The sequence below is a fragment of the Ruegeria sp. AL3 genome (genome assembly GCF_056536065.1).
The window spans coordinates 242,256-257,625 of record NZ_JBQFJG010000002.1; the positions used below are offsets into that span (position 1 = coordinate 242,256).

The window sequence follows — 15,370 nt, forward strand, 5'->3', positions numbered from 1 at the left end:
GGCTCATAGCTGCCATCCCGGCGATTGAAGGCAAAGCCCCCGCTTCTCGCTACGGATCCTTGACCGACTACACCCGGTCCAGCTCGATTCCCGAGTTCATTCCAACCGGAACATCAGCTGCTGAAGCCACGGCCTCTCCACACCGGTTGCCTGATACATCGCGTGAAGAAAGTTGTGCGCTGACACCGGGTCGCTCATGAAGGGCGAAGAGCGGATTTCGCCCTTCTTCACCTCGTCGCGCGCCTCGTAAATCACCGTGTCTTCCTTGATCGTCGCCATGATCCTGACGGCGTCCAGCGTCTCGGGGTCGATGGCGGTGGGATCTTCGGAGAGGAGCACGAAATCGGCAAGCTTGCCCGCCTCGATCGACCCCTTGTCGTTCTCCTCGAAATGCTGCCAGGCGGGCCAGATCGTCAGCGCCTTGAGCGCGGTCGCGACGTCGACCCGGTGACGGGGGCCAAGAATGTCACCCGATCGCGTGCGCCGGGTCACGGTGGCATCCAGTATGCGCATGCTGTCAGGCAAGGCGACCGGCGCGTCGTGATGCGAGCCGAACATCATGCCCCGCTCGAGCAGCCAACCAGTGGGCGAAATGTTCTCGGCATTGACCGGGCCCACGGTGTGGTCGCGGTGCCAGTCGCCCCAATAGAAGGTGTGCATCGGGAAAAGGGACATGAACACGCCCAGCCGCTTGTAGGCGTCGACCTGGTCCTCGCGCAGGAACTGGCCGTGTATCAGTGCGGGGCGGTTGCCCGGATCGCCATACTTGTCCTGCGCAGCCTGAAGCGCAGCAATGAGCATGTCCGACGCGCCTTCGCCATTGGAATGGGTGATGATCTGGATGCCATTCTCGTAACACCAGTTCACGGCATCCTGCACCTGCTCGATGGTCACCGCCGAGTACCCCTTGTAGCCTGCAGGATAGTCGCCAACCGGGTCATAATAGGGACGGTCGCGGAGCGCGGTAAAGCCTTGCGGCGAGCCGTCGATCGTCAACTTGCAACCGCCCACGCGAATACCGTTTTCATATTCTTTCGAAACATTGTCGCCGATATAATCCCTGGCTTCCAACACATCGGGATAGGCCACGACGTCAATCGGTATCCTGCCGTCGGCCGCCATGGCCTTCAGCGACTCGACGGCAAACCCCGAGGACCGTCCGTCCTGCCCCGTGGTGTAGCCAAAACGCGCCCAGAGTTTGGACCCGGCAACCGCGAATTCCGCGAAGGCGTCCGGACCGAGTTGCTTCAGGACGGGGACGAGCGTCCCGAAAAACGCGTATTCCTCGAGAACCCCGTTCGGCGCGCCATCGGCTTCCCGCCGAATCTTGCCACCGGCCGGGTCCTGCGTCGATGCATCGTAGCCGACAATCTCAAGCGTCTTCGAGTTCGCCACGCCGAGATGGCCGGACTGGTGGACAATCACGATGGGAAGCTCCTGAGAGATCGCGTCAAGGTCTTCGCGGGTCGGGTGGCGCTTCTCGGCTAGCTGGGCGTTGTCATAGCCGAAGCCGATGATCACTCCGGCCTTCTCGACCGCATCCCTGTTTGCATCGATCCAGTCGCGCAGCGCCTGTTGCAGGCTGGCAATGTCCGTGACCCCGCCGTCCGGCGGCGAAAGAAGGTTCGCCGACAAGGCTTGCAGGCCACCGAAAACCACGTGCCCGTGACTGTCGACAAAGCCCGGCAGCATCGCCCGGCCGTCAAGATCGAACAATCCCGTCGCGTCGCCCCGGTGCGCCATGATATCCGCAAGCGCGCCGACGGCGAGGATACGCCCGTTCTTAACCGCGACGGCCTCGGCGGTCGGCTGCGCATTGTTGATCGTGAGGATCGGTCCGCCAGTATAGATCGTGTCGGCGGCCTCCTGCGCGATCGCGGCGCTGGTTGACATGGCAAAACCCGCCAGCCAGACAAGATTCAGCAAACGTGACATCAGGAATACCCTCTCAAATACATCGGAAGACAAACGACTGAATAATGGTCGTGTCTATCGTGGCTAAAGCGTATTGCCCGACAGACACGCATTGCAAGATTTTTCGGCCAGCCAGAGGTGTCCGCAAGCCGCCATCCCGGCGACTGAAAGCGAAGCCCCGGCTTCCTGCTACAGTTCCTCGACCGACAGCACCCCGTCCAGCGACTTGATCGCGCCCTTGATCTGCGGGTTGATCGGAAAGTCCTGGCCCAGATCCATCTCGACATCGCCCGGCAGCCCCGGCGCCATCAGGCAGAGCTGGATCGGCCCCTTCGAGGCCCCGCGCGCCGCCCCGGCGGCGTCCTCGAGCACCTTGGCGACCGTTGGTACGACCTGCGCTTCGTCAACAAAGATGCGCAACCCGGTTGCTCCGGCTTCGGCCACAAGGGAATCCGCAGGGCCAACCGAGCGGCCCAGCAGCTTGAGCTGATCGGCTTCCATCGTCGCCTCGGCGGTCAGAACCACCTGCGCGCCGGTTTCCAGAAACTCGCGGCACTTCTCCAACGTGTCCGAAAACAGCGTGACCTCATAGGCGCCAGTGGGATCAGACATTTGAACGAAAGCAAAGCGGTTGCCCTTGGCCGATTTCCGCTCCTGCCGCCCGGCGACAACCCCGGCCATCTTCACTCCCATCATTCCCCTAGCTCGGACAGCATTAATCACTTCGTCCAGCGCCTTAACGTCTTTGCGCTTCAGCGCGGGCATGTAATCGTCCAGCGGATGCCCCGAGAGATAGAAGCCGATGGCCTTGAATTCTTCGCTGAGGCGTTCGGCCGGCAGCCAGTCCGGCGTCGGCGACAGGCGCGGTTCGGGCAGGTCGTCGCCTGCCTCGCCGAACAGAGACACCTGATTGGAGTTTTTCTGTTCATGGATCGCCGCCGAATACTGCACCAGACGGTCAAGGCTTTCGAACACGCGGCGACGGTTCTTGTCGAGCTCATCAAAAGCGCCGGCACGCGCCAGCATTTCCAGCGGACGTTTGCCGACCTTCTTCAGGTCGACCCGGCGGGCGAAGTCAAAGAGGTTGACGAACGGTTTGTCTCCCCTGCCCTGCACCACCAGATTCATCGCCTCGACGCCCACGTTTTTCAGCGCGCCGAGCGCATAGACCAGTTGGCCATCCACCACGTCGAAGGTCGCCAGCGAGCGGTTCACGCAGGGCGGCACGTAGGGCAGGCCCAGCCCCTTGCGGACCTCTTCGAAATACACCGCCAGCTTGTCGGTCAGGTGGATATCGCAGTTCATGACCCCGGCCATGAACTCGACCGGGTGGTTCGCCTTGAGCCAGCCGGTCTGATAGCTGACCACCGCATAGGCCGCCGCGTGGGACTTGTTGAAGCCGTAGTTGGCGAATTTCTCCAAGAGGTCGAACACCTCGGAGGCCTTCTTAGCGTCCACGCCGTTCTTGGCCGCGCCGGCCTCGAATTTCGGGCGTTCGGCGTCCATCGCCTCTTTGATCTTCTTGCCCATCGCGCGGCGCAGCAGGTCGGCGCCGCCAAGGCTGTATCCCGCCATGACCTGCGCGATCTGCATCACCTGCTCCTGATAGACGATGATGCCCTGCGTTTCTTCCAGGATATGATCGATCAGCGGGTGGACCGAGGTGATCTCGCGCTGGCCGTTCTTGACCTCGCAATAGGTGGGGATGTTTTCCATCGGGCCGGGGCGGTAGAGCGCCACAAGCGCCACGATATCCTCGATGCAGGTGGGCTTCATGCGCTTGAGCGCGTCCATCATGCCCGAGCTTTCCACTTGGAACACCGCCACGGTTTTGGCCGCGGAATAAAGCTTGTACGTCGCCTCATCATCCAGCGGGATGGCGTTGATCTGGTTTTCAGCCCCCTCGGCGGGCTCATAAAGTTCAGTGCCATCGGCGGCGATGTGCAATGGGCGCCCGGATTTGAAAATCAGGTCCATCGCGTTCTGGATAACGGTCAGGGTCTTCAGACCCAGAAAGTCGAACTTTACCAGCCCGGCCTGTTCCACCCATTTCATGTTGAACTGGGTCGCGGGCATGTCCGAACGCGGGTCCTGATAGATCGGCACCAGCGCATCCAGAGGACGGTCGCCGATCACCACGCCTGCCGCGTGGGTCGAAGCATTCCGCAACAGCCCCTCGACCTGCTGGCCATAGGTCAGCAGGCGGTCGACTACCTCTTCCTCGCGCGCGGCCTCGCGCAGGCGGGGTTCGTCTTTCAGCGCCTTTTCGATGGAAACAGGTTTCACCCCCTCAACCGGGATCATCTTGGACAGGCGGTCCACCTGCCCATATGGCATTTGAAGCACCCGCCCGATGTCGCGCACTGCGGCCTTGGACAAGAGCGCGCCGAAGGTGATGATCTGACCAACTTTGTCGCGCCCGTATTTCTGCTGCACGTAACGGATCACTTCTTCGCGGCGGTCCATGCAGAAGTCGATGTCGAAGTCGGGCATCGAGACCCGCTCGGGGTTCAGAAAGCGCTCGAACAGCAGGCTGTAGCGCAGCGGGTCAAGGTCGGTGATCGTCAGCGCATAGGCCACCAGCGAGCCCGCGCCCGATCCCCGCCCCGGCCCGACCGGAATGTCGTGATCCTTGGCCCATTGGATGAAGTCCGCGACGATCAGAAAGTAGCCGGGGAAACCCATGCTTTCGATGATGCCCAGTTCGAAATCCAGACGTTCCTGGTATTCCTCGGGCGTCACCGCATGCGGGATCACGGCCAGACGTTTCTGCAAGCCCTCATTGGCGATGCGCCGCAGCTCGGCCACCTCGTCATCCGCGAATTTCGGCAGGATCGGGTCGCGTCGATAGGCCATGAACGCGCAGCGTCTGGCGATCTCGACGGTGTTTTCGATGGCCTCGGGCAAGTCGGCGAACAGGGTCGCCATCTCTTGTTGTGACTTGAAGTAGTGCTGCGCCGTCAGACGACGGCGGCCTTCCTGCTGGTCGACATAGGCCCCTTCCGATATGCAGATCAGCGCGTCATGCGCTTCGTACATGTCCGGCGTCGGGAAATAGACGTCATTCGTGGCGACCAGCGGCAGGTTCTTGGCATAGGCCATCTCGACATGGCCGCGTTCTGTCAGGCGCTCGGCCTCGGGTTGGCCATCTTCACCCGGATGGCGCTGAAGCTCGATATAAAACCGGTTGGGGAACATTGCCGCCAGCCGATCGACCAACGCTTCGGCCGCCGGGCGCTGACCCTGTTGCAGCAGCATTCCCACCGGGCCGTCAGGTCCACCGGACAGGCAGATCAACCCTTCAGATCGGTCGGCCAGTTCTTCCAAAGTGACCTGAGGCAGTTGCCCGCCCTTGTCCACGTAGAGACACGTGCTGAGTTTCATCAGGTTTTCGTACCCGGTCTCGGACTGCGCCAGCAGCACCAGAGGCGCGGGCATCTTCGGCTTCTCGCCCGGCTGGGCCTGGACATAGGTCAGATCGACCTGGCACCCCATGATCGGCTGTACCCCAGCGCCGCTTGCGGTGACCGCGAATTCCAGCGCCGAAAACATCGAATTGGTATCCGTCACGGCGACCGCCGGCATTTCCATCTTCTCGCACAGGCCCGGCAGCTTTTTCAGCCGCACGGCGCCTTCCAGAAGGGAATATTCAGTGTGAACGCGGAGGTGGATGAATCGTGGAGAACTGCTCATGACGCCCAAGCTACCCCAGCCGGCTGCGCGGCAAAAGACTGAACCGCGTTACGTTTGCCGCAAAAAAATCGCCATTGATTATTCGGCTTTTTCAGAAGGTGCTTCGGGATTGACTGGGCGTCGCAATCAAAAACCGCTTTATTTACAAGTGGCTGCCCATTAATCAGAAAAGGCGGTCTCAGGCCGTATACGTCTAATGGTGTATAACAGAGGCGGTTTTTCTTGCCAGACAAGCCGCGCTGTTTCTAACATCTCATGGCAAGCAATTCGCCCGCCACTCTTTCTACGTCGCATCGAAGGAGGGCCACAAGGGCGCAACCGGGTAAGGCGACGGGTTTCTCGAATGAACATCACGTTTCTTCTGAACGGAGAGACAGTGGAGTTGGCTGATATCGATCCGACAGCCACCCTGCTGGATTGGCTGCGCGAAGATCGCGGCCTGACCGGCACAAAGGAAGGCTGCAACGAAGGCGATTGCGGGGCTTGCACCGTGATGGTGACGGATGACGAAGGCGCCAAGGCACTGAACTCGTGCATTCTGTTTCTGCCGCAGCTGCACGGCAAAGCGGTGCGCACGGTTGAAGGCGCCAGCGGCCCGAATGGCGAAGCGCACCCGGTTCAGCAGGCAATGGTTGATCTGCACGGTTCGCAATGCGGCTTCTGCACACCCGGTTTCGTCATGTCGATGGTGGCCGGGCACACGAACGGTGCAACGGACCATGACACTTTGCTAGCAGGCAACCTGTGCCGCTGCACCGGCTATGCGCCGATCATTCGCGCAGCCAAAGCGGCCGAGGAACAGCCCGTTCCGGTTTGGGTCAAAGATAAACCACCTGCAACGATTGCCGCTTCGCGCATGCTGCCAACCTCATCCGACGAATTGGCCGCCGTGTATGCCGAGAACCCGAATGCGACTCTGATCGCTGGTGCGACCGATGTGGGCCTTTGGGTTACCAAGCAACTGCGCGAACTGGACCCGGTGATCTTCCTCAACCGCTGTGATGATTTGAAGAAGATCACGCTCAGCGGTGAAGAAGTCCGCTTTGGCGCAATGGTCGACATGAATCGCATGGGCACGGCGATGGCCGATCTGCATCCGTCCTATGCCGAGATGATCCGCCGCTATGCCAGCGTGCAAGTGCGCCATGCGGCCACCGTGGGCGGCAATATCGCAAACGGTTCGCCCATCGGGGACAACCCGCCCGCGCTGATCGCGCTGGGGGCGACGCTGCATCTGCGCAAGGGCGACGAGCGGCGGTCGATCCCGCTGGAAGAGTTCTTCATCGACTACGGCAACCAGGATCGGGTTCCGGGCGAGTTTGTGGAAGCCGTCAGCTTCCCGCGCCGACCAGATCGCCTGAAGGTTTATAAGCTCAGCAAACGGTTCGATCAGGATATTTCGGCCGTCTGCGGCTGTTTCAACATAACCGTTTCGGAGGGCAGCGTCACACAGGCGCGCATCGCCTATGGTGGCATGGCTGCTATTCCGAAACGGGCAACCCATGTCGAGGCCGCTTTGGTCGGCAAACCGTGGACGCGCAAGACCGTTGACGCCGCGCTGCCATCGTTTGCCGACGACTTTTCGCCACTCACGGATATGCGCGCCTCGGCCCTGTATCGACTGGAAACCGCCAAGGCGATGCTGCAACGCTATTTCCTGGAAGATCAGGGCGAGATCACCAATGTGCTGGAGGTGTCAGCATGAGTGTGACGCAAGCCCTGCCCCACGACGCCGCCCCTTTGCACGTTTCGGGCGCGGCGCGGTACGTGGATGACATCCCGACACCCAAGGGCACGCTGCACCTGGCCTTTGGCCTGAGCCCGATCGCCAAGGGCAAGATCACCGCAATGGATCTGTCGGCTGTCAAAAACGCCGAGGGTGTCGTGATGGTTATGACGGCAGAGGACCTGCCTTTCGCCAACGATGTCTCGCCCTCGATCCACGATGAGCCGCTGCTGTCGGACGGCACGGTGCACTATATAGGCCAGCCCGTGTTCCTGGTTGTCGCCACCAGCCATCTGGCCGCCCGCAAAGCGGCGCGATTGGGCAAGGTCGACTATGCCGAGGAAACGCCGATCCTGACGATCGCGGACGCCTTGGCCGCCGACAGCCGGTTTGAAGACGGTCCACGCATCTATGCCAAGGGTGATGCGGATGCGGCCATTGCCAGTGCGCCGCATGTGATCGAAGGTTCGTTCGAATTGGGCGGGCAGGAGCATTTCTATCTGGAAGGTCAGGCCGCGCTGGCCGTTCCGAATGAAGGTGCGGATATGCTGGTGCACAGCTCGACCCAGCACCCGACCGAGATTCAGCACAAGGTGGCCGACGCACTGGGTGTTCCGATGCACGCCGTCCGGGTCGAGACCCGCCGCATGGGCGGAGGGTTTGGCGGCAAGGAAAGTCAGGGCAACGCTTTGGCAGTGGCCTGCGCCGTGGCCGCCCGCGCAACCGGCAAGGCCTGCAAGATGCGCTATGACCGTGACGATGACATGATCATCACCGGCAAGCGCCACGCTTTCCGCATTTCGTACAAGGCCGGGTTCGATGAGCATGGCCATATTCAGGGCGTCTCATTCCACCACTATGCGATCTGCGGCTGGGCGCAGGACCTGTCGTTGCCCGTGGCCGACCGGGCGATGCTGCACTCGGACAACGCCTACCTTTTGCCGAACGCCCGGATCGAAAGCCACCGCTTGAAGACCAACACCCAATCTGCCACCGCCTATCGCGGGTTCGGCGGCCCGCAAGGCATGGTCGGCATCGAACGGGTCATGGACCATGCCGCGCATACGCTGGGTTTGGATCCCGTCGAGCTGCGCCGCCGGAATTACTATGCACCCGCGCACGCCGTGGCCGAGAGCACACCGACAGAAAAACCACTGGGGCATCCCGATCCGCACGAAGACCTGACCAGCCGCGGCGCCGTTGAAATGGGTGACGCACCGGTGCGTCCTTTGCCCGCCGGCGGCAACACCACACCCTATGGGATGGAGGTCAGCGATTTCGAACTGCACGGCATGACCGAGGCGTTGCTGAAATCCAGCGACTATGCCGCGCGCAAGGCCGCTGTCGCGAAATGGAATGCCGAGAACAGTGTAATCAAAAAGGGCATCGCCTTTTCCCCGGTCAAGTTTGGTATCTCGTTCACGCTGACCCACCTCAATCAGGCGGGTGCGCTGGTGCATGTCTATCAGGACGGATCAGTCCACTTGAATCACGGTGGCACCGAGATGGGCCAGGGCCTGTTCCAGAAGGTCGCACAGGTCGCAGCGTCGCGCTTTGGCATACCGTTGGAGATGGTGAAAATCACCGCAACCGACACGGCGAAAGTACCGAACACGTCTGCGACGGCGGCATCTTCGGGAAGTGACCTGAACGGTATGGCGGTGAAGGCCGCATGCGACACGATCCGTGATCGGATGGCCGCCTATATTGCGGAACGTCATCAGGCCGATCCATCAACGGTCACGTTCTCGGATGGGCATGTCTCGGTCTCAGAAGAGCGCTACACCTTCGCCGAAGCCGCCGCACTGGCCTATCAAGGGCGCGTCAGCCTGTCGGCGACCGGGTTCTACAAGACGCCCAAGATCGAGTGGGACCGGATCGCCGGGCGCGGTCGCCCTTTCTTTTACTTTGCCTACGGCGCTTCCGTTACCGAGGTGGCGGTGGACACTCTGACCGGTGAAAACCGAATTCTGCGAACGGATATCCTGCATGACGCGGGCGCGTCGCTGAATCCGGCTTTGGACATAGGTCAGGTTGAGGGCGGCTATGTACAGGGTGCAGGGTGGCTGACGACCGAAGAGCTGGTCTGGGATGACACGGGCAACCTGCGCACGCACGCGCCTTCGACCTACAAGATTCCGGCCTGCTCGGACCGGCCGGACATCTTCAACGTCAGGCTTTGGGATGGCGAAAACCGCGAGGACACCATCTATCGTTCGAAAGCTGTGGGCGAGCCGCCTTTCATGCTGGGGATCTCGGCCTGGCTGGCGCTGTCGAACGCGGTTGCCGCCTGCGGAGACAGATACCCGGCCCTGAACGCTCCGGCCACGGCCGAAGAGGTTTGGCGCGGGGTCCAGAGGATGAAGGGAGGCACCTGATGGGATTTGACCTTGAGGCTTTGAGGGAGGCGGTCAAAACCCACGGGAAAGTGGTTCGGGTGGTCATCGCCGGGATCAAAGGGTCGTCCCCGCGCGAGGTGGGTGCTGCGATGCTGGTCTGGAAGGACGGGCAAAGCGGAACCATCGGTGGTGGTACGCTGGAATACCAGGCCGCAGAGGCCGCACGATCGCAAACAGTCGCCACGCGCCTGACGCATCACACGCTGGGACCGGACATGGGCCAATGTTGCGGCGGAGCGGTCTCGTTGTTCAGCGAAGTCTATGATCTCAAGAAGGTTGAAACGCTGGATGATACGATCATTGCACGATCAGCATCCGGTGGTGCCGTGCCTCTTTCGGTCAAGCGAGTGCTGGCGGCAGCACGCAGTCAGGGTATTGCACCCGAAACACGCCTGATCGACGGCTGGATGATCGAACCGGTGCATAAACCGGCACGAAACCTGTGGATCTGGGGCGCAGGTCACGTCGGACGGGCGCTGGTGGATGTTCTGTCCCCCCTGCCCGATCTTGCGATCACTTGGGTCGATACCGGCCCCGAGCGCTTTCCGGACGTGATTCCTGCAGGCGTGACCGATCTGCCAGCGACGAAACCGGCCGAACTTGTGCGACATGCACCGCCCAATGCCGAGCACCTTGTGCTGACTTATTCACACAATCTGGATTTAGAACTGTGCAACAGGCTGCTTTTGCACGATTTCCGCTTTGCGGGACTGATCGGCTCGGCTACCAAATGGGCGCGGTTCAGATCGCGGCTGGCGGCTCTTGGGCATCCGCCCGACCGGATAAGCCGGATTACCTGCCCGATTGGTGACCCGTCGCTGGGCAAACACCCGCAGATGATCGCCGTGGGCGTCGCAGCGCAACTGCTGCGCCCGGCCCGGCAGAATGAGTTGAAGAAGGACCTGAGCGCGTGACCACTCCATTGCTGAGCCTGCAAGGGTTGACCAAAGCCTATCCCGGTGTCGTGGCCAATGACCAGGTGTCCTTTGATATCGGTGAGGGCGAAGTTCACGCCTTGTTGGGGGAAAACGGGGCCGGGAAATCCACGTTGGTCAAGATGATCTATGGGCTGGTGAAACCTGACAGTGGCACCATGCTGTTACGCGGTCAGCCCTTTGCACCGCCTGAACCCCGCGCCGCGCGGGCTGACGGAATTGCGATGGTGTTCCAGCATTTTTCGCTGTTTGACGCGCTAAACGTGGCCGAGAACATCGCCTTGGGGATGGAAAACCCGCCGGCCATGGGTGATCTGGCCTCGCGCATCCGCGAAGTGTCCGAAACCTATGGCCTGCCGCTGGATCCGTTCCGCACTGTCGGCGATCTGTCCGCCGGGGAACGCCAGCGTGTTGAAATTATCCGTTGCCTCCTGCAAGACCCGAAACTGCTGATCATGGACGAACCGACCTCGGTGTTGACCCCGCAGGAGGTCGAGATCCTGTTCGAGACGCTGAACAAGTTGCGGTCCGAAGGCACGTCGATCCTGTATATCTCGCACAAGCTGGAAGAGATACGGACCCTGTGTGATCACGCCACGATCCTGCGTCTGGGCAAGAATGTGGGCGAGTGTGTCCCCTCTGAGACCTCGGCCCGCGACATGGCCGAGCTGATGGTGGGAACGGCCCTGCAAACCCCGGAACGTTCGGGGCGTGATTTTGGCGCAGTGACGCTGGATGTCAGCGGGCTGTCGGTGCCTTCTCCGTCAGAATTCGGTACCGCATTGCGCAACGTGCATTTGACCGTCCGCAAGGGCGAGGTTCTGGGCATTGGCGGCGTTGCGGGCAACGGGCAGGATGAATTGCTGGGCGTTCTGTCCGGCGAAATCCTGACATCTGCCGACGCGATCAAGTTCAACGGTCAGGCGATCGGCAAGCTGGGTCCGACCGCGCGACGCAAACTTGGCGTGTTGACCGCGCCCGAAGAGCGGCTGGGCCATGCCGCCGCCCCGAACATGAGCCTGACCGAAAACGCCCTGTTGACCGGGTCGGTTCGAGAGGGTCTGGAAAGCAACGGCTTTCTGAAATGGGCCGAGACCAAGAGCTTTGCGGAGAAGATCATCGAGATTTTTGACGTCCGGACACCCGGCCCGGACAACGCGGCGCGGTCCTTGTCCGGGGGGAACCTACAGAAATTCGTGATCGGACGCGAAGTGCTGCAAAACCCGGATGTGCTGGTGGTGAACCAGCCAACCTGGGGCGTGGATGCCGCAGCGGCGGCGGCCATCCGGCAAGCCATTCTCGACCTGGCGGCAAAGGGAACGGCGGTTGTCTGCATCTCTCAGGATCTGGATGAGTTGATGGAAATCTCGGACAGCTTTGCTGCGCTGAACGAGGGCCGCCTGAGTGCACCACGTCCGACATCCGGACTGACAGTAGACGAAATCGGGCTGATGATGGGCGGTGCCCACGGAATGGAGGTGGCGCATGTGTGATCTGTTGGGCCGCCTTCGGCGAGAGTATTTGAGAAAAGATGAAGAAGTCAGGGGAACGAGCTGATGATTGTGCTGGAGAAACGTCCTCAGCCTTCCAGGGTCTGGTCTTATGCGACGCCGTTGATTGCAGTTTTGGCGACGATGTTTTTTGGCGGAGTACTGTTCGCCATACTGGGCAAGAATCCGGTTGAAGCCATCGGCACCATCTTCTGGGAACCTCTTTTTGGTGAATTCGCCTTTTATTACCGCCCGCAGCTGCTGGTGAAAGGCGCTCCGCTGGTGCTTATCGCCATCGGTCTGTCGCTGGGCTTTCGTGCAGGCATCTGGAACATCGGGGCCGAGGGACAGTATATCATGGGCGCCATCTTCGGGGCGGGTGCCGGGCTGGCCTTTTACCCTTTGGACGCCTTCTATATCTTTCCGATCATGGTGATTGCCGGCGCCTTCGGCGGCTGGTTGTGGGCGATGATCCCCGCCTTCCTGAAGGTGCGTTTCGGCACCAACGAAATTCTCGTCTCGTTGATGCTGGTCTACGTGGCCGAGCAGATGCTGGCCTCGGTTTCTCTGGGTTTGCTGAAAAACCCCGAAGGGTTCGGCTTTCCGGGGTCCCGCAATCTGCAATCCTATGACAGTGCGCACAATGCAGAACTGATCGCTGGATCCGGTATGCACTGGGGTGTTGTGACCGCGTTGATCGCAGTGATCTTTGCCTATGTCCTGCTGAACCGGCACATGCTGGGCTTTCACATCCGCCTGACCGGCGAAGCACCGCGCGCCGCGAAATTTGCGGGTGTGAACCCGGCCCGGTTGATCCTGTTCTGTCTGGGTTTGTCCGGCGCGCTTGCAGGACTTGCAGGCATGTTCGAGGTTTCCGGCCCTTCAGGCGTGGTCAGCATCGATTTCAACGTGGGCTACGGTTTCACTGCTATCATCGTGGCCTTTTTGGGCCGTCTGCACCCTGTGGGCATTCTGCTGGCCGGTGGACTGATGGCGCTGACCTATATCGGTGGTGAAATCGCGCAGTCTCAGCTGGGCCTGCCTGCCGCTGCCATTCAGGTGTTCCAGGGCATGCTGCTGTTCTTCCTGCTGGCCTTCGACCTATTGACCAACTACCGCATCCGTGCGGCCCGTAACGAGGTGGCGTGACCCATGGACCTTGGTGAAATCAATCCCGTACTTCTGGTCGCTTCACTGATGGTGGCCGCGACCCCCTTGCTGCTTGCCGCGATCGGAGAGCTGGTCGTTGAGAAAGCAGGCGTTCTGAACCTCGGCGTCGAAGGCATGATGATTGTCGGTGCGATCAGTGGCTTCGCGATTTCGGTCGAGACCGGCTCGCCCTGGCTGGGCTTTGTTGCTGCTGCGATCGGCGGCGCTGTTCTATCGCTGCTGTTCGTCTTGCTCACGCAGTTTGCGCTGGCCAATCAGGTGGCCAGTGGTCTGGCACTGACCCTGTTTGGTCTGGGGTTCAGCGCGTTGATGGGGCAAAGCTATGTGGGGATCAAACCCCCCAGTATGGGCGACATCCATATTCCGCTGATCAGCGATATTCCGGTTGTCGGTCCGATCCTGTTTCAACATGACCCGATCCTGTACGTGGGCATCGCAATCACGGCGGCCGTCTGGGCGGTGCTGAAATACACCCGTCTTGGCCTGATCCTGCGGGCAGTCGGTGAAAACCACGATGCCGCGCATGCGCTGGGCTACAAGGTGATCAAGATCCGCATTCTGGCCATCATGTTTGGCGGCGCCTGCGCTGGTCTGGGCGGGGCCTATATCAGCCTGATCCGCGTGCCGCAGTGGACCGAGGGCATGACCGCCGGTGTCGGCTGGATCGCATTGGCCCTTGTTGTCTTTGCAAGCTGGAAGCCGTGGCGTGTCCTGCTGGGTGCCTATTTGTTCGGCGGCATTACCGTGTTGCAGCTTAATTTGCAGGCGGCAGGCGTTGCCATTCCCGTCGAGTATCTGGCAATGTCGCCCTATATCATCACGATCCTTGTGCTTGTGATCCTTTCGGCCGACAAGAGCAGCGCACCTGCCTCGCTGGGCCGGACCTTCCATGCCTCACACTAGGGGCCAACAGTACCAACTTGGGGAGTAACACATGAAATTCACTGCACTTCTGACGAGCGCCGCCATGGCGCTGGGTCTGGCCTCGGGGGCCATGGCCGAAGACAAGACCAAGGTCGGTTTCGTCTATGTCGGCCCGGTCGGCGATGGCGGCTGGACCTATGAACATGACAAGGGCCGGCAGGCCGTTGAAAAAGAGTTCGGCGACAAGGTTGAAACCGTATTCGTTGAATCCGTTCCCGAAGGCCCGGATGCCGAGCGTGTGATGACCCAGATGGCGCTGGAAGGCGCGGATCTGATCTTTACCACCTCGTTTGGCTACATGGACCCGACCATCAACGTGGCCAAGAAATTCCCGGACGTGAAGTTCGAGCACGCAACCGGCTATAAAACCGCCGACAACGTCTCGGTCTACTCGGCCCGTTTCTACGAAGGTCGCGCGGTTCAGGGCCACATCGCCGGTAAAATGACCAAGTCGAACATCATCGGCTATATCGGCTCCTACCCGATCCCCGAGGTGATCCGCGGCATCAACTCGGCCTATATCCACGCCAAGAAGGTGAACCCGGATGTCGAGTTCAAGATCGTCTGGGCCTACACATGGTTCGACCCGGCGAAAGAAGCTGACGCCGCCACTGTTTTGATCGAACAGGGCGCGGACGTAATCCTGCAACACACCGATTCGACAGCGCCGCAGGCAGCAGCGCAAGAAGCCGGCAATGTGATCACCTTCGGTCAGGCGTCGGACATGAGCGAGTACGCACCGCTTCCGCGTGTGTCATCGATCATCGACAACTGGGCCCCCTATTACATCGCGCGGACAAAAGCGGTAATGGACGGGACCTGGACGTCTTCCAACACCTGGGACGGTATCGGAGCAGGAATGGTTGAAATCGGTGAGATTTCGGACGCGGTTCCCGCAGATGTCAAGGAAGAGGCGCTGGCCCTGAAGGCGGCGCTTGCAGATGGCAGCTATCACGCGTTCACCGGTCCGCTGAAGAAGCAGGACGGCAGCGACTGGCTGGCTGAAGGCGAAACCGCTGACGACGGCACGCTGGCAGGCATGAACTTCTATGTCGAAGGGCTGGAAGGCGAAATTCCGCAGTAAGCTGTATCGTTAAGGAACGGAAAGGGCCCGCAATC

The 15,370-nt window shown here is 60.8% G+C and carries 10 protein-coding genes; 8 read left to right on the forward strand and 2 right to left on the reverse strand.

Going from position 1 to position 15,370, the window contains the following annotated elements; all coding sequences use genetic code 11:
* Positions 1-96: 96 nt before the first annotated feature.
* The gene (locus ACR3E6_RS17560; protein ID WP_480488444.1) at positions 97-1,935 is read right to left on the reverse strand and encodes an amidohydrolase; all 1,839 of its coding nucleotides are present in this window, start codon (positions 1,933-1,935) and stop codon (positions 97-99) included.
* A gap of 168 nt (positions 1,936-2,103) precedes the next feature.
* Entirely contained in the window at positions 2,104-5,607 is a 3,504-nt protein-coding gene (gene dnaE / locus ACR3E6_RS17565) for a DNA polymerase III subunit alpha (RefSeq protein WP_480488446.1), read from the reverse strand.
* Between dnaE and ACR3E6_RS17570 the strand changes: the two genes are divergently transcribed.
* The 8 genes from ACR3E6_RS17570 (at position 5,606) to ACR3E6_RS17605 (ending at position 15,335) form a co-directional block, all read left to right on the forward strand.
* A complete protein-coding gene (locus ACR3E6_RS17570) occupies positions 5,606-5,770 on the forward strand; it encodes a hypothetical protein (protein ID WP_210093033.1) in 165 nt (54 codons plus the stop codon). The two genes, dnaE and ACR3E6_RS17570, sit on opposite strands and share 2 nt — an antisense overlap.
* 180 nt (positions 5,771-5,950) lie before the next feature.
* Positions 5,951-7,312 (forward strand): xanthine dehydrogenase small subunit, encoded by a 1,362-nt coding sequence (gene xdhA / locus ACR3E6_RS17575; RefSeq protein ID WP_480488449.1) that lies wholly within the window; start codon positions 5,951-5,953, stop codon positions 7,310-7,312.
* A complete protein-coding gene (xdhB, locus tag ACR3E6_RS17580; protein ID WP_209835364.1) occupies positions 7,309-9,711 on the forward strand; it encodes a xanthine dehydrogenase molybdopterin binding subunit in 2,403 nt (800 codons plus the stop codon). The genes xdhA and xdhB overlap by 4 nt, the downstream gene beginning before the upstream one ends.
* Positions 9,711-10,646: a xanthine dehydrogenase accessory protein XdhC gene (xdhC, locus tag ACR3E6_RS17585; RefSeq protein ID WP_480488451.1), complete on the forward strand. Its 936-nt coding sequence runs from the start codon at positions 9,711-9,713 to the stop codon at positions 10,644-10,646. Before xdhB ends, xdhC begins: the two co-directional genes overlap by 1 nt.
* Complete coding sequence (locus ACR3E6_RS17590) at positions 10,643-12,160, forward strand: ABC transporter ATP-binding protein (RefSeq protein ID WP_480488453.1); 1,518 nt, start codon at positions 10,643-10,645, stop codon at positions 12,158-12,160. Before xdhC ends, ACR3E6_RS17590 begins: the two co-directional genes overlap by 4 nt.
* A 63-nt stretch (positions 12,161-12,223) precedes the next feature.
* The gene (locus ACR3E6_RS17595; protein ID WP_171637078.1) at positions 12,224-13,306 is read left to right on the forward strand and encodes an ABC transporter permease; all 1,083 of its coding nucleotides are present in this window, start codon (positions 12,224-12,226) and stop codon (positions 13,304-13,306) included.
* 3 nt (positions 13,307-13,309) lie between these two features.
* On the forward strand, positions 13,310-14,230 hold the full coding sequence (locus ACR3E6_RS17600; protein ID WP_171232333.1) for an ABC transporter permease: 921 nt from the start codon (positions 13,310-13,312) through the stop codon (positions 14,228-14,230).
* A 31-nt stretch (positions 14,231-14,261) separates the two neighbouring features.
* Entirely contained in the window at positions 14,262-15,335 is a 1,074-nt protein-coding gene (locus tag ACR3E6_RS17605; protein WP_171637080.1) for a BMP family ABC transporter substrate-binding protein, read from the forward strand.
* Positions 15,336-15,370: the final 35 nt, after the last annotated feature.